This is a genomic window from Martinezella paranaensis, assembly GCF_014200235.1.
Taxonomy (GTDB): domain Bacteria; phylum Pseudomonadota; class Alphaproteobacteria; order Rhizobiales; family Rhizobiaceae; genus Rhizobium; species Rhizobium paranaense.
Map to the genome: position 1 here is coordinate 493,158 of NZ_JACHBI010000002.1, position 14,778 is coordinate 507,935.

Sequence of the window (14,778 nt, forward strand, 5' to 3'; positions counted from 1 at the left end):
ACCGTCAGCGAGGCGATACATTTGGAAGACCTGGGCCAGAAACTTAGACAATATATCAAAACAGGCACTCCCGCCGAGCGTCGAATCGCCAAGTATTTCTCCGAACACTTGAACGAGCTGCCCTTTGAAACTGCCTCTTCCGTCGCCGACAGGCTGGAATTGAGCCCGATGACCGTCGGGCGTTTTCTGCGATCGCTCGGCTATCAGGGCTTGGACGGCATCAAAGTGCACCTGCGGGAAAATGTGACGCCGGTGACGCTGCAACTGCCGAACGTTCTGGAGCAGTTGCAGAAGGATGCCAACGAGGGACGTCCGATTGCCGGCCAGATCGCCGAGCAGGTCGAGATGCTGCAGCATATCTACAATCTCACCAGCCAGCCGCAATGGTTGGATGCGGTCGCGGCGATACTGTCGTCCAGCGAAGTTTTCGTCACGTCACATCTCAGTCTCGCGAGCCTCGGGCGCCATCTCTGCAACCGCCTCGCATTCGCCCGCGACCACGTGCAATTCCTCGACGGCGCCAATGGCAGCTATATTGAGCTCCTCGGCCATCAGTCGAACGATGCATTGGTGGTGATCGTTGATTCGCCTCGCTTCGTCGCCTCGCGGCTGCTGGCGCGTTCCGCCCGCCGCTCCGGCTACAAGGTGCTGCTGATCACCAGCCAATATACGGAATGGGCGCATGAATTCGCCAATATGACGCTGTCGCTGCCGCCGCTTCGCGCCGGCAACCAGGAAAACCTGTCTGCAATGATGGCGCTGCTGGAATTCCTGGCCGTTGCTGTCATTCACACGGCCGGCGAGGAGGCGGAAAGCCGCATCCACAGGATCGAAGAACTGGAAGGCATGTTCGCCCACATGCCGCTTCGATAGTGCTCAACAAATGATGGTTTGGACGCCGGAAAGCCCTTCCGGCGTTTTTTATTCCATGGATTCCAGCTCGGCGCGATGGCGGTACATCGCGAGAAAACGCCGGTAATCGCGGTCATAAAGCGTCTTCTTGCTTATATCCGGCAGGCGCTCATGCCCCCCGGGATACATGGCGGAGCCTGCCGCAGCGAGACTGTCGTAAAGGCCGCAGGAGACGGAAGCCGCAATCGCCGTTCCCAAGAGCACCGCCTCGTTCATCTTCGGCACGACCACCTTGCAGCCGGTAATGTCGGAATAGAGCTCCATCAGCACGGCATTCTTCACATGACCGCCGGCGACATGCAGCGTATCCGGCACGTAGCCGTAGTCATGCATCCTCTCGAGAATATGGCGGATACCGAGCGCGACGCCGACGCTGGTGCGCCAATAAAGACGGCAGAGACCGTCGAAGGATGCATCCAGCGTCAGGCCGCTGACGACGCCGACCGCATGGGGATCGGCAAGCGGCGATCGGTTGCCATGAAAATCCGGAAGAACATGGATGCGCTCGGCAAAGGCATCGCCTTCGACGGCGCGAAGTTCGGCGATGCGCTTTACGATGCGGTCGTGCAATGCCGCCGTCGGCTCACCGCCGGCCGCATGCATGCCCACCATATAGTCGAGCAGCGCACCCGTCGCCGATTGCCCGGCTTCGACCAGCCAGGTGTCCGGAAATACGGCTTCATAATAGGGTCCCCACATGCCGGTGCTGCGCTTGCGTTCGCGCGAGAAGGAGACGATGCAGCTCGACGTTCCGGCAATCAGCGCCAATTGATGCTCCAGCGCGTTGAGATCACCGGCATGTCCGCCGAGCGTGCCGAGCGCGCCCGCATAGGCGTCGATCATACCGGCGCCAACATGGCACTCGCGGTCGAGCCCCAAGGCTTCCGCTGCCTGCGCCGTCAGCGTGCCGACGCTTTCCCCGACCGGCGTCGTCTCTTCCGGCAGGTTACCGCGCTCGCGCAGATCGCCAAGACCGATCACATTGAGGAAATCCGTCTGCCAGCCGGGCTGGCGATGGGCAAGATAATTCCATTTCGCCGTCAGCGTGCAGCGCGAGCGTGCAAGCGAACCCGTGGCCTTCCAGGTCATGAAATCGGCAAGATCGAAGAAATAACCGGCCTTTGCCCAGCTCTGCGGCAGATTTTTCTTCAGCCACATCAGCTTCGGCATCTCCATTTCCGGCGACATGAAGTGACCGGAGTGTTCGAGGACCTGATGCTTGGTCGCCGTGCAGAAATCCGCTTCGGCAAGTGCCCGGTGATCGAGCCAGACGATGGTGTCGAACCGGTCTTCGCCACCGGTCGAAACCGTGAGCGGCTTGCCCTCCGTGTCGCGTACCACCAGTGAACAGGTGGCGTCGAAGCCGATGGCGCCTATGACGGATACGTCGACGCTGGAGGCGGTGACGGCGGCGCGCACGGCCGTACAGACCGCGGCCCAGATGTTTTCGGAATCGTGCTCGGCGTGGTTCTCACGCGGGCGGTTCATGATGATCGGGTGTTCGCCCTTGCCCAGCAGGGCGCCGCGTGATGTGAACACGCCAGCCCGCGCGCTGCCAGTGCCGATATCGACCGCAACCACATGATCACGCATACAGCAGAGGCCCCATCCACTTACGTCTTGTTGCGGACAAGGTGTATCAAATCCGACATTGCGTCAAACACGACTTCGGGGCAAAGCCGCTCCAATTCCGCCCGATAACTCGGCGAATGGGCATGCGATCCACCAGTGAAAGCGAAAACCGTCATGCCGGCCGCCCTCGCCGCCGTGATCCCGGCCGGGCTGTCTTCGACGACGATACAGTCCTCTGGAGCGACCTGCATCTGCTTGGCGGCATAAAGGAAAAGATCGGGTGCCGGTTTGCCGCGCTTGACCATACTGGCGCTGAAAATATTCGGCTCCAGCCGCGGCAAGAGGCCGGTAACGCCCAACGACAAACGGATGCGCTCCATCTGGCTGGAGGAAGCGACGCAACGCCGAATGGTCAGCGCGTCCAGCGTTTCGGCAACACCATCGATCGGCTTCAATTCATGCCGGAAGCGGTCATAAAGGTCATTGCGGATGCGATCGAGAAAATCCTGATCGATGAAGACGTCGAACTCCGTCTCCAGCGTATCGACAAGCGTCGCAAGGCTTTTGCCCAGGAAGCGACTGTAGATGTCCTCCTCGCTCATATCCACGCCGACGTCGTGCATGGCCTGGATGAGCACGCTGACGGACAGCGGTTCGCTGTCGACGAGCACGCCGTCGCAGTCGAAGATTACGAGTCCCTTCTCCGCATCACTCATCGCAGATCCAACCCGAACCCTGTTTTGAGCCGCGTCTCTTGCAACGCAGGCATGGCCATAAAAATTCGGCCGGGACTTGGGCACCCGGCCGATGGACAGTTATTCCGTAAGTTTATTATCGAGGTATAGCTGCAGGGTGACGCGAGTGCCCTTTTCCCACAGCGTTTTTAATGCATGGGCAAAGCGCTTGCGGAAAAGATCCGATTTGGCGACGTCGCCGAAGATGTCGTCGAAGACGAGAAAGGCATTCGGATCGTCCTTGGCCTTCAGCGCCGCGGCGTGCAGCCGGTCGGCACTGGCATCGTTGAAGACGATATCCTTGCCGCTGTCGGTGGTGCCGGCGAAGTAGCGGCACCACAGCGCCGACACCAGCGCCAGGCCCACGACATCCTCCTTGCGGCGGAGCCGGTCGGCCGTCGACGGCAGAATGAACTTCGGCTGCCGATTCGAGCCGTCCTGCGCCAGGCGCGGAATGGTGTCGGCAATCTTCGGATTGGAAAAGCGGCGCTCGATCAGCTTGAAATAGTCGGCAAGCACCGTGTTCGGCACCGGCGGGATCACGGGGATGATCTCTTCGTTCTCAAGCTTGGCGAGATAGGCGCGGATCAAAGGCTCTTCCATGGCCTCGTGCACGAAATGCACGTCCATCAACGCCGCCGGATAGGCGATTGCCGCATGGCCGCCATTGAGGATGCGGATCTTCATGTGCTCGTAAGGCGTAACATCGGGAACAAAGGTGACGCCGACCTTTTCCAGCGCCGGACGGCCGGCCGGGAAATTGTCCTCCAGCACCCACTGCTTGAACTCTTCGCAATAGACCGGCCAGTTATCCTCGATGTCGAAGGCTTCCTTCAGCAGATCGATCTCGCGTGCGCCCGTCGCCGGCGTAATGCGGTCGACCATGCCGTTCGGGAAGGCGACGTTGGCGGCTATCCAGTCGGCAAAGGCCGGATCCGAAAGCTTCGCTGTGCCGACGACGGCAGCTTTGGTGACGCCGCCATTATGGGGAATGTTATCGCAGGACATGACGGTGAAGGGCTGAAGGCCGGCGGCGCTTCGGGCCTTGAGGCCAGCGACGATCAGGCCGAACACCGTCTTCGGCGTATCCGCGTTCTGACCGTCGGCAACGATGGCCGGATGGTTGGGATTGAACTTGCCGGAGGCATCAATGAAATAACCGCCTTCAGTGATCGTCATCGAAACGATGCGGATCGAAGGGTCGGCAAGCTTGGCGATGATGGCTTTGGCGTCACCGACCGGCAGAATATCGATCATCGGCGCCGTGACGCGAGCGGCGGTGCGGTTGTTATCCTGCTCGACCACCGTCGTCAGGAAATTCTGAGCCGCGAGTTTCTCCCGCATGGCAGCGTCCGAAGGGAGCACGCCCGCGCCGATGATCGCCCAATTATGATCCTCGCCGGCATTGAAGAGGTCATCGAGATAGATTGCCTGGTGAGCGCGATGGAAATTGCCGACGCCGAAATGAACGATGCCCGCCGACAGCGACTTTGGATCATAGGTCGGGATGGCAGCCGTTGCAGCCGCCTCCTGAAGGGTTGCGAGCGATAATTTGCACGTCATGTCTCAAGTCCTTCTGAAAGGTCTTCTGCTCCGGATGGATTGGGAATGTCTTATCCGGTTAGGATGGCCTGGGCCTACCTGATGTGGCCCAGGTCTAAATGGTATCCGCCATGCCGCGTGAGGCCGGGCATGGTGAGGGCGTTCGATTTAGATCGACAGCCCCCTGTCGTTGAACCGGTGGATGCGGGATTTGTCGGGTGTCAGATAGACGGTATCGCCGGCGCGCGCCGGGAAGTCGCCGGTTCCGCGGGCGGTGATCGTGCCGATACCATCGGCATCGATATGCAGGAACGTGTCGGAGCCGAGATGTTCGGCAACATTCACCCTACCCTGCCAGTCACCCTCGGTGGTCGACAGCAGCACATGTTCCGGACGGACGCCGATCGTGTGGGCGCCGAGGTTCTGAGCATAGGCGCCCGTAACGAAGTTCATCTTCGGCGAGCCGATGAAGCCGGCAACGAAGAGGTTCTGCGGGCTGCGATAAAGCTCAAGCGGCGAACCGACCTGCTCGATATTGCCGCGGTTCAGGACCACGATCTTATCCGCCATGGTCATGGCTTCGACCTGATCGTGCGTCACGTAGATCATCGTCGTCTTGAGCTGCTGGTGCAGTTCGCTGATTTCGAGACGCATGTTGACACGCAGCGCGGCATCGAGGTTCGACAAGGGCTCGTCGAACAGGAAGGCCGCGGGCTGGCGCACGATGGCCCGGCCGATGGCGACGCGCTGGCGCTGCCCGCCGGAAAGCTGGCGCGGTTTGCGTTCCAGGTAATCCGTCAGGTTCAGAACACGGGCCGCATCCGCCACCTTCTTGTCGATCTCCGCCTGCGGCATGTTCGCCATCTTGAGCGGGAAGGCGATGTTCTTGCGAACACTCATATGTGGATAGAGCGCGTAGGACTGGAACACCATGGCGAGGCCGCGCTGTGCCGGCGCCAGATTGGTGCCGTCCTTGCCGTCGATCATGATCTGGCCGCTGGAGACATCTTCAAGGCCGGCGATCAGGCGCAGCAGCGTGGACTTGCCGCAACCGGAAGGGCCGACGAACACGACGAACTCACCGTTATTGATTTCGAGGTCGATGGAAGGGATGACCTTGGCTTCGCCGAAGACCTTAGAAACCTTCTTAAGGACAATGCTACCCATGTTTCTCTTCCTTACTTAACCGCGCCGAAGGTGAGGCCGCGAACGAGTTGTTTTTGCGAAAACCAGCCGAGGATCAAGATCGGGGCGATCGCCATGGTCGATGCCGCCGAAAGCTTGGCGTAGAACAAGCCTTCCGGGCTGGAATAGGAGGCGATGAAGGTGCTGAGCGGCGCCGCGTCGACGGCGGAGAGGTTCAGCGTCCAGAAGGCCTCGTTCCATGCGAGGATGATGTTGAGAAGCATCGTAGAGGCTAGGCCCGGGATCGCCATCGGCGTCAGCACATAGATGATCTCCTTGGCCAGCGACGCACCGTCCATGCGGGCCGCTTCGAGGATCTCGCCGGGGATTTCCTTGAAGTAGGTATAAAGCATCCACACGATGATCGGCAGGTTGATCAGCATCAGCACGACGACCATGCCAAGGCGGCTGGCAAACTGATTGTTGAGCAGGCCGAAAGCCTGGAACAGCAGGTAGATCGGGATGAAGGCGCCGACCGGCGGCATCATCTTGGTGGACAGCATCCACATCAGCACGTCCTTGGTGCGCTTTGTCGGCGAAAAGGCCATGGCCCAGGCGGCCGGAACGGCGACGATCAAACCGAGGATCGTCGAGCCGAAGGCGATGAGCACCGAGTTGCCGAAGTGGAGGAAATAGTTCGAGCGCGATTGCACCTCGAAATAATTCTCCAGCGTCCAATGGAAGAAGAGGAATTGCGGAGGCGAGGCGATGGCGTCGCCTTCCGTCTTGAAGCTCGTCAGGAACGTCCAGAGGATCGGGAAGAAGATCAGGATCGCGACCACCCAGGCAGCGACGGATACGACCACCTTGTGTTTGGTTGAGACAGTACGAGCCATCTTAAGCCTCCAGATTCTTGCCGACTGCACGCATCAGGAAGATCGCGACGATATTGGCGAGGATGACGGCGATGATGCCGCCCGCCGATGCGCCGCCGACGTCCTGCTGCAGAACGAGCTGCGAATAGACCAGGTAAGTGAGGTTGGTCGTTGCCGTGCCCGGACCGCCATTGGTGGTGACCAGGATTTCGGCGAACGCCGAGAGCAGGAAGATCGTCTCGATGAGAATGACGACCGTGATCGCGCGCGCCAGATGCGGCAGGATGATATAAATGAACTTCGATACCGCGCCGGCGCCGTCCATTTCGGCGGCTTCCTTCTGCTCTTCGTCGAGCGACTGCAAAGCGGTCAGCAGGATGAGCGTTGCGAAGGGCAGCCACTGCCAGGCGACGATGATGATGATCGAAAATAGCGGAATCGTCTCCAGCCAGGTCAGCGGATCGAGCCCGAAAAGCTTGAAAAGATATGCCAGAAGCCCGTTCACCGGGTTCATGAACATGTGTTTCCAAATGAGGGCGGCGACCGTCGGCATGACGAAGAAGGGCGCAAGCACCAGCATGCGCACGATGCCTTGGCCGAAGATCGGCTGATCGAGAAGGAGCGCGAGAGCAATACCGCCAACCACCGTGATGATGAGCGCGCCGACCACGAGCAGAATAGTGACGACGAGCGAATTCCAGAAGGCCGGGTCGGTGACGAAATATTCGTAGTTCAAGAACCCGATGAAGTCATGCGCACCGGGGGACATGAGATTGTAGTTCAGCGTCGAAAAATAGATCGTCATGACCAGCGGGACGATCATCCACGCGAACAGAAGCAAAACCGAGGGCGCCATCATGACGCGTGCGGTAGAACGGGTGTGTAGCGTTGCCATGGCAAGTACCGACCTATCTTTTAGCAGGGAGAGTGGCCGCGGACCGGCTGAAATAAAAGAGGCCGCCGAAGAGAGTTCGGACACTCGGCGACCTTAAGGAAGGGGAGCGCTGCGAGACGCGCCCCTTCATACCTTGGGAGGTTTCTTATTTCGGATAGCCAGCCTTGGTCATTTCACGGCTGGTCAGTTGCTGTGCCGACTTGAGGGCGGTATCGACGGGGACCTGGCCGGCAAGGGCAGCAGAGAACTGCTGGCCGACAGCGGTGCCGATACCCTGGAACTCAGGGATAGCGACAAACTGCACGCCGACATACGGGACCGGCTTGACGGTCGGGTGGGTCGGATCGGCCGAGTTGATCGAGTCGAGCGTCATCTTCGCGAAAGGTGCTGCCTTCTGGTAGTCCGCATTCGCATAGAGCGAAGCGCGGGTGCCGGGAGGTGCATTCAGCCAGCCCTCCTTCTGAGCAACAAGGTTGATGTAGTCCTTTCCGGTTGCCCAGGAGATGAACTTCTCAGCAGCTTCGGTCTTCTTCGAAGATGCCGGGATCGCCAGGCTCCAAGCCCAGAGCCAGTTGCCGCGCTTGCCGAGGCCCTTGTCCGGCGCCAAAGCGAAGCCAACCTTATCGGCAACCTTCGATTCCTTCGGGTTGGAAACGAAGGAGGCTGCGACCGTTGCATCGATCCACATCCCGCACTTGCCGGACTGGAACAGAGCCAGGTTTTCGTTGAAGCCGTTGGACGAAGCGCCCGGAGGGCCGGCGTCCTTCATCAGCTTGACGTAGAAGTCGAGCGTGTCCTTCCATTCCGGCTGATCGAACTGTGCCTTCCACTTTTCGTCGAACCAGCGCGCGCCGAACGAGTTCGACATCGCCGTCAGGAATGCCATGTTTTCGCCCCAGCCGGCCTTGCCGCGAAGGCAGATGCCGTAGATCTCATGGTCCTTGTCGGTGATCTTGCGGGCAGCATCGGCGATGAAGTCCCAGGTCGGCGCATCCGGCATCTTCAAGCCGGCCTTCTCGAACAGGTCCTTGCGGTACATCACCATCGAGCTTTCGCCGTAGAACGGAGCGGCATAGAGCTTGCCGTCCACCGTCAGACCGCTGCGGATAGCCGGGAGAAGGTCATCCACATCGTAGCTCTTGTCGGCAGCAAGCTTGTCGAGCGGCGCGAGCCAGCCGAGCTTACTCCAGATCGGCACTTCGTAGGTGCCGATCGTCAGCACGTCGTATTGGCCGCCCTTGGTAGCGATGTCTGTCGTAACCTTCTGGCGCAATACGTTTTCCTCGAGCGTGACCCACTGAAGGTCAATGTCGGGGTTTTTGGCTTTGAAATCGTCCGTAAGCTTCTGCATACGAACCATGTCGCCGTTGTTCACGGTGGCAATCGTGAGGGTTTCGGCGGACGCCATTCCAGCAAACATCAGTGCGGAGCACGCGCCCAGCAGGAAAGTTTTCAATTTCATATCTTCCTCCCAGAAGATCAGCTAGCTATGAGCATTCGCTTTGCTCGTGAGCAATTACTCACCTCTTGCGACAAAATGTCAATGCGAATTCATTGCTGCAGCGCCGAACACGCAGCTCATCTCTTTGTTTTTATGAAGTTATTTTTTGCTCAGTCTTTGAGCAGAAATTCAGCAGCCGCTTCGTCGGTGATCAAACCATTGATTTGATGGCCGGTAACGGCCGCTTTGATCGCCTCGAATTTGCGTTTGCCCTTGGCTATTCCGATGACGGAAGAGGCTTCGCGTGGCGGCAGCGGCGCGCTCGCGACTCGGTCGTTGATAGCGTCCGACATCAGCTTGCCGTCGCCGTCGAAAACCCAGCCGCAGATTTCGCCGGCCGCTCCCCGCTTCATCAGCGCCAGCATCTCGTCCTTCTCGAGAAAGCCATCGAGACAGAGCGGCGCCTCGATGCCCATCTCGCCGACGCCGACGAACGTCACGTTGGCCTGCGCGCTGATATCGAGCGTCGAGCGTACCAGTGCCTGCGCATGCAGAAGTTCCCGCTCCTCGGCCGAGGAGACGAGCACCGGCAGCGGCATGGGATAGTGCCGCGCCTTGATCGCGTCGGCCATGCTGAAGATGACGTTGTAATAGGCGGCAGAGCCGTCCGGCCCAATATTGCCGGTCAGCGACACGACCCGGTGCTGCGGACATTCGATGACCGGCAGTTGATCGACCGCCGCCTTCAGCGTGCGGCCCGTGCCGATCGCCAGCACGATCGGATCGCTGCGCTTCAGCCAGCGCTCGATCTCGGCGGCTCCCGCTTCGGCGATACCGACCGTGGACGATGTCCCGTCCGGATCGCTCGGCACCACTTCCACATGCCTCAGCTTGAATTTTTCCCGCAGCGCCGCCGCATATTCGAGGCAGGCGGCGATCGGATGGTCCAGCCGCACCTTGATCAGCCTCTCGGCAACCGCGAGCGATACCAGCCGCTGTGCCGATTGCCGGGAGATTCCCATAGCTGCGGCGATTTCGTCCTGCGTCCGCCCTGCAACGTAATACAGCCAGCCGGCTCGCGCCGCATCGTCAAGCCGCCCCTGGGAATCCAACTTCCTGACCATCACATTCCTCTGCGAAAGCAACACCCTCTAACCGGATGCGGCACCAGCGTGGCTCGCTACTCAGTTTCCGGCGGGATGACGCCTTTGGTCAAGGTGAAACAACCGTAGAAGCGGCGCTCGCCGGTCTGGATCACGCAATAGGCGGCTTTTGCCCGTTCATAGAAAGCGAAACGCTCGACCGGCGTCAGAGGCCAGTGCTTGCCTTCGGCGCGATCGATCGCCGCCTGCACTTCCTTCTGAACCTGCGGCACCTCATCGGCCGCGCCGACCACTTCCATCCGCCCCGCCGCATCGGTGATGAACGTATCGAGCGGCATCAGCGACAGCACCGCCGCGACAGCCTCGGCCGCCGATACATTGTCGATCCGCAGGAGGTGGCCCAACCTAGTTTGGCGTGCAATCGCATCGGCCGGAAAATTCGTGTCGACGATCGCCAGCATGTCGCCATGCCCCATCGATTTCAACGCATGCAGCACGTCCGCATTCAATAGCGGCGAAATTCCCTTCAGCATAAACGACTCTCCTCCAGCTCTTCCATCAGCGGCGATTCCGACAGCCGCGCTCCTTATTGGGAGCAAAGAAGTAATCGCGGCTCCGATCTCTGTCCATAGCCGTTGTGAACGTTGTCAGCCGGAGAACCCAAGGATAAGAACTGTGCTTCTCTTTGTGGCTTATTTCGGCCTTTATTGACCAGATAGGTTCGTCGGCATTAACTGATGCACCGGCGATGTTGCGAGGGACAGGTGAGGATTCTTCTGGTCGAGGACGACGATATGATCGGCGGCGCGGTTCGCGACCATATCGCTGCGACTCCGCATGCCATCGACTGGGTGAAAAACCTCGCCGATGCCGCAGAGGTGACCAGTGCCGTGCACTACGGCCTCATCCTGCTTGACCTTCAGCTTCCCGACGGCATCGGCATCGATTTCCTCAAGAAGTTGCGCCGCAAGCCGGACGAGACGCCCGTCATCATTCTGACCGCCCGCGACCAGATCTCCGACCGTATCGAGGGCCTGAACAGCGGCGCCGACGATTATCTGGTCAAGCCTTTCAATCTCGGCGAGCTTACGGCCCGCATCATGGCGGTGGCCCGCCGTTACAGCGGCAGCCCGCAGCCAACAGTTCGTTTTGCCGATCTCGAAATCGACCTGCCGCAACGGCGCATTACGCTTTCCGGCAAGGATATCGTGTTGACCGGGCGGGAATGGGCCGTCCTCGATTTGCTCGTCGCACGGCCGGGCGCCATCGTCTCGAAGGACCAGATCGAAGAAGCGCTTTATGCTTTCGGTTCGGAAATCGAAAGCAACACCGTGGAGGTCTATGTCAGTCGCCTGCGCAAGAAAATCGGCAAGGAGCGCATCCGCACGGCCCGCGGGGTCGGCTATTGCCTGGGTGAACGATGACGCGCAAAGGCCTCAATCGCACCAGCATCACCCGCCGACTGATCGCGGCGCTGACCGGAACGGTCGTCCTGTTCTGGCTGATCGCTGTCGGCATCGGCGTCTATGTGGTCAACAAGGAGCTCTCCGAGACCTTCGATGGCGCATTGCAGGAAACCGCCCAGCGGCTGATGCCGCTGGTGGTCGACGATCTTGCCGATCGCGATCCCTCTGCCGATCCACAGACCCTCGAGAACATGGAAAGGGGACTGAACAAGGAATACCTGACCTACCAGGTGCTCGACGCGACAGGCAAGCTCATCCTGCACTCCCATGATGCCCCGAAGACGCCCTACGACGTGCCTCTGAAGATCGGTTTTCACAACACGCCGAAATACCGAATCTACACCGAATCCTCTTCTAACGGCTCGCTCTTCCTGCATGTCGCCGACGCCTTCAAGAACCGCCGGGAAGCGTCGCGCGAGAGCGGCGTCGCCCTGCTCTGGCCGCTGCTTGCCCTCATCCCGGGCAGTATCGTCGCCATCTGGTTCATCGTCGGCCGCTCTCTTCGGCCGATCGACCGGCTGCGATCGGAAATCGCCACCAAGGACGGCGGCAATATGGCCCCGTTGGACAGCGACACGCTGCCGCGCGAACTCCAGCCGATAGGCCGTTCCGTCAATCTGCTGCTCGGTCGCCTGCGCTCCGCTCTCGAGGCCGAGCGCGAATTCACCGCCAACAGCGCCCATGAACTGCGCACGCCGATCGCCGGAGCGCTCGCGCAGACGCAGCGCCTGATCGCCGAACTGCCGAAAGGGCCGCTCACCGAACGCGCCGGACGGATCGAGACTTCACTGTCCAATCTCGGCCGTCTCGCGGAAAAGCTGCTGCAGCTCTCCCGCGCCCAGGCAGGCATCGGCGCCGGCGACAAGCCCGCCGATCTGATCACCGTCATCGAAACCGTCATCGGCGATTACGACCGGGATACGGGTACGGCGGGCCGCATTCTCCTGGAGAACGAGGCAGACGGAAAGCTGATCCGCAACGTCGATATCGACGCCTTCGCCATCGTTATGCGCAACCTGCTCGAGAACGCCTTGATTCACGGTCCGACCGATGACGAAGTGACCGTCAGGATCGACCGAACAGGAACGATCCATATCCTGAATGGCGGCCATGTGCTGTCGCAGGAGGAACTGGCCGATTTGAAAAAGCGCTTCTGGCGCGGCAACACGAAAGCCTCCGGCTCGGGCCTCGGCCTTGCGATCGCCGAACGCATCGTCGCGCAGATCGGCGGCCGCCTCGATCTCCTGTCCCCCGCAACCGGTCAGGTGGACGGATTTGAGGCCAGGATCACCCCGCCCGAAGCTTGAGCAAGGCGACCGGAAGCAACGCGGATTGACCTTGCAAAGACCGGCAAAGGGTGCGAGCAACGCGAGACGTTTCCTGCAGGCTAATATTCATGATCGTTTCTTTCGACATCGGGGGCTCCGCCATCAAGGGTGGCATCGCCCATTCCATGACGGATATCACGCCGCTCGCCCGCCGCCCGACGCCGAAACATGATTTCGGCGCATTTGTCGCGGCCTTGCGCGCTGTCATCGCCGAGACCGGCGAGAAGCCGGATTGCATTTCCTTTTCCATTGCCGGCGTCGTGGACCCCGATACGCAAGCGCTCATCTGCGCCAACATTCCTTGCATCCACGGCCGACGCCTTGCCGCCGAACTGGAAGCGGAACTCGGCTTTCCCGTCCTGATCGCCAATGATGCCGATTGCTTCGCCATGGCGGAGGCCATGTCCGGCGCGGGCCGCGGCCACCGCATTGTCTTCGGCGCAATTCTCGGCACCGGCGTCGGCGGCGGCCTGGTGGCGGATGGCCGCTTGGTCAACGCCGCCGGCGGCTTTGCCGGCGAGTGGGGCCACGGCCCGATCATCGCCTCCTTCGCCGGCCATCCGCCGGCTGTCGTCCCCGCCTATCCCTGCGGCTGCGGCCAGAAGGGTTGCGTCGATACAGTCGGCGGTGCCCGCGGCGTCGAGCGCCTGCACAAGACGCTGCATGGGTTGGAATTTTCCAGCGAGGAGATCATCGGGCAATGGCTTGAAGGCGACGCGAAGGCGGAGCGTACGATCGATGTCCTGGTCGATCTCGTCGCCTCGCCTCTGGCGCTGACCATCAACATCACCGGCGCGACCATCGTCCCGGTCGGTGGCGGCCTTTCCAATGTCGAGCCTCTGCTGGCGCGGCTGGATGCTGCAGTGCGCTCCCGCATCCTGCGCAAGTTCGACCGCCCGCTCGTCGTGCCGAGCGAATGCAAGGTTGAGCCCGGCTTGATCGGTGCGGCCTTGCTGGGACTGAAATTTGTCGAAGAGCGAATCCATGCTGCTTGAGGTCTGCGTCGAGGATATTGCGGGCCTCAATGCCGCCATCGCGGGCGGCGCAGATCGCATCGAGCTTTGCAGCGCCCTTGCCGTTGGCGGCCTGACGCCGAGCGCCGGCCTGATGCAGGCAGCGGCGCGCGCCCCCATCCCTGCCTATGCCATGATCCGCCCCCGCGCCGGCAGCTTCGTCTACTCAGCCGATGAACTGGACGTCATGAAGAACGACATCGATGCTGCCCACCACGCCGGCCTGCCGGGCGTCGTGCTCGGCGCTTCCCTGCCGGACGGCCGTCTGGACAGCGATACGCTCCGCGCGCTCGTCGCCCATGCGGGAAGCCTCGGCAAGACATTGCATCGCGCCTTCGATCTCGTTTCCGATATCGAGGAGGCAGTGGAACTCGCCATCTCGCTCGGCTTCGAGCGCATCCTGACCTCGGGCCGCGAGAAGACGGCCGCGGAAGGCGTCGCCGCATTGGAACAGGCGATCGCCGTTGCCGCCGGCCGCATCGCCATTATGCCGGGCTCTGGCGTCAACATCGGGACGGTCGGCAAGCTCTGGCCGCGACTGGCGATCAACGAAATTCATGCGTCCTGCTCCGTCGCCGACCGAGAGATGGATGAACGCCTGCTCGCCTTCGGATTTTCGACACCGACGGTGCGCCGCACCGATGCTGCGACCATCAGGACGCTCAAGGCGCATTTCGCCTGACAAAGCACAGCGATTTGACAAGAATTGGTAGAGTGATCAATCGTTCATAAACGCATATTCTGTAGCTATGGATCGGCTGCGGAATGCCAA

The 14,778-nt window shown here is 60.7% G+C and carries 14 protein-coding genes; 5 read left to right on the forward strand and 9 right to left on the reverse strand.

Annotated elements, in window-relative coordinates:
- Positions 1–21: 21 nt before the first annotated feature.
- A complete protein-coding gene (locus GGD50_RS08365; RefSeq protein WP_107109310.1) occupies positions 22–873 on the forward strand; it encodes a MurR/RpiR family transcriptional regulator in 852 nt (283 codons plus the stop codon).
- 48 nt (positions 874–921) lie between these two features.
- Here the strand turns inward: GGD50_RS08365 and GGD50_RS08370 are convergent, their stop codons facing one another.
- The 9 genes from GGD50_RS08370 to GGD50_RS08410 all read right to left on the reverse strand — a co-directional run bounded on the left by GGD50_RS08370 (position 922) and on the right by GGD50_RS08410 (position 10,732).
- Positions 922–2,505 (reverse strand): FGGY-family carbohydrate kinase, encoded by a 1,584-nt coding sequence (locus GGD50_RS08370; RefSeq protein ID WP_107109311.1) that lies wholly within the window; start codon positions 2,503–2,505, stop codon positions 922–924.
- A 20-nt stretch (positions 2,506–2,525) separates the two neighbouring features.
- Positions 2,526–3,200, reverse strand: coding sequence for an HAD family hydrolase (locus GGD50_RS08375; RefSeq protein WP_107109312.1), 675 nt, complete (start codon positions 3,198–3,200; stop codon positions 2,526–2,528).
- Positions 3,201–3,299: 99 nt separating this feature from the next.
- Positions 3,300–4,781, reverse strand: a complete 1,482-nt coding sequence (locus tag GGD50_RS08380; RefSeq protein ID WP_107109313.1) for a mannitol dehydrogenase family protein — start codon at positions 4,779–4,781, stop codon at positions 3,300–3,302.
- Positions 4,782–4,928: 147 nt separating this feature from the next.
- Positions 4,929–5,927: an ABC transporter ATP-binding protein gene (locus tag GGD50_RS08385; RefSeq protein ID WP_107109314.1), complete on the reverse strand. Its 999-nt coding sequence runs from the start codon at positions 5,925–5,927 to the stop codon at positions 4,929–4,931.
- 11 nt (positions 5,928–5,938) lie between these two features.
- Positions 5,939–6,781, reverse strand: coding sequence for a carbohydrate ABC transporter permease (locus GGD50_RS08390; protein WP_104824373.1), 843 nt, complete (start codon positions 6,779–6,781; stop codon positions 5,939–5,941).
- Between the two features lies 1 nt (position 6,782).
- Complete coding sequence (locus GGD50_RS08395) at positions 6,783–7,655, reverse strand: carbohydrate ABC transporter permease (RefSeq protein WP_107109315.1); 873 nt, start codon at positions 7,653–7,655, stop codon at positions 6,783–6,785.
- A 145-nt stretch (positions 7,656–7,800) separates the two neighbouring features.
- Positions 7,801–9,117, reverse strand: coding sequence for an ABC transporter substrate-binding protein (locus tag GGD50_RS08400; protein WP_107109316.1), 1,317 nt, complete (start codon positions 9,115–9,117; stop codon positions 7,801–7,803).
- 149 nt (positions 9,118–9,266) lie between these two features.
- Positions 9,267–10,220 (reverse strand): sugar-binding transcriptional regulator, encoded by a 954-nt coding sequence (locus GGD50_RS08405; protein WP_107109317.1) that lies wholly within the window; start codon positions 10,218–10,220, stop codon positions 9,267–9,269.
- Between the two features lie 56 nt (positions 10,221–10,276).
- Positions 10,277–10,732, reverse strand: a complete 456-nt coding sequence (locus GGD50_RS08410; RefSeq protein ID WP_107109318.1) for an RbsD/FucU family protein — start codon at positions 10,730–10,732, stop codon at positions 10,277–10,279.
- A gap of 231 nt (positions 10,733–10,963) precedes the next feature.
- On the opposite strand from GGD50_RS08410, the gene GGD50_RS08415 reads away from it, so the two are divergent.
- The 4 genes from GGD50_RS08415 (at position 10,964) to GGD50_RS08430 (ending at position 14,688) form a co-directional block, all read left to right on the forward strand.
- Positions 10,964–11,623 carry a response regulator gene (locus GGD50_RS08415; RefSeq protein WP_107109319.1) on the forward strand — a complete coding sequence of 220 codons (660 nt, stop codon included), beginning with the start codon at positions 10,964–10,966 and terminating at the stop codon, positions 11,621–11,623.
- The gene (locus tag GGD50_RS08420) at positions 11,620–12,972 is read left to right on the forward strand and encodes an ATP-binding protein (protein ID WP_107109320.1); all 1,353 of its coding nucleotides are present in this window, start codon (positions 11,620–11,622) and stop codon (positions 12,970–12,972) included. Before GGD50_RS08415 ends, GGD50_RS08420 begins: the two co-directional genes overlap by 4 nt.
- Positions 12,973–13,061: 89 nt before the next feature.
- The gene (locus GGD50_RS08425) at positions 13,062–13,988 is read left to right on the forward strand and encodes an ROK family protein (RefSeq protein ID WP_107109321.1); all 927 of its coding nucleotides are present in this window, start codon (positions 13,062–13,064) and stop codon (positions 13,986–13,988) included.
- Positions 13,978–14,688, forward strand: coding sequence for a copper homeostasis protein CutC (locus tag GGD50_RS08430; protein WP_107109322.1), 711 nt, complete (start codon positions 13,978–13,980; stop codon positions 14,686–14,688). The genes GGD50_RS08425 and GGD50_RS08430 overlap by 11 nt, the downstream gene beginning before the upstream one ends.
- Positions 14,689–14,778: the final 90 nt, after the last annotated feature.

What these genes read in the sequence shown, in the direction of transcription:
- GGD50_RS08370 (WP_107109311.1), bottom strand. Translation starts at nt 2,505, where the DNA reads ATGCGTGATCATGTGGTTGCGGTCGATATCGGCACTGGCAGCGCGCGG.
- GGD50_RS08375 (WP_107109312.1), bottom strand. Translation starts at nt 3,200, where the DNA reads ATGAGTGATGCGGAGAAGGGACTCGTAATCTTCGACTGCGACGGCGTG.
- GGD50_RS08380 (WP_107109313.1), bottom strand. Translation starts at nt 4,781, where the DNA reads ATGACGTGCAAATTATCGCTCGCAACCCTTCAGGAGGCGGCTGCAACG.
- GGD50_RS08385 (WP_107109314.1), bottom strand. Translation starts at nt 5,927, where the DNA reads ATGGGTAGCATTGTCCTTAAGAAGGTTTCTAAGGTCTTCGGCGAAGCC.
- GGD50_RS08390 (WP_104824373.1), bottom strand. Translation starts at nt 6,781, where the DNA reads ATGGCTCGTACTGTCTCAACCAAACACAAGGTGGTCGTATCCGTCGCT.
- GGD50_RS08395 (WP_107109315.1), bottom strand. Translation starts at nt 7,655, where the DNA reads ATGGCAACGCTACACACCCGTTCTACCGCACGCGTCATGATGGCGCCC.
- GGD50_RS08400 (WP_107109316.1), bottom strand. Translation starts at nt 9,117, where the DNA reads ATGAAATTGAAAACTTTCCTGCTGGGCGCGTGCTCCGCACTGATGTTT.
- GGD50_RS08405 (WP_107109317.1), bottom strand. Translation starts at nt 10,220, where the DNA reads ATGGTCAGGAAGTTGGATTCCCAGGGGCGGCTTGACGATGCGGCGCGA.
- GGD50_RS08410 (WP_107109318.1), bottom strand. Translation starts at nt 10,732, where the DNA reads ATGCTGAAGGGAATTTCGCCGCTATTGAATGCGGACGTGCTGCATGCG.
- GGD50_RS08420 (WP_107109320.1), top strand. Translation starts at nt 11,620, where the DNA reads ATGACGCGCAAAGGCCTCAATCGCACCAGCATCACCCGCCGACTGATC.
- GGD50_RS08425 (WP_107109321.1), top strand. Translation starts at nt 13,062, where the DNA reads ATGATCGTTTCTTTCGACATCGGGGGCTCCGCCATCAAGGGTGGCATC.
- GGD50_RS08430 (WP_107109322.1), top strand. Translation starts at nt 13,978, where the DNA reads ATGCTGCTTGAGGTCTGCGTCGAGGATATTGCGGGCCTCAATGCCGCC.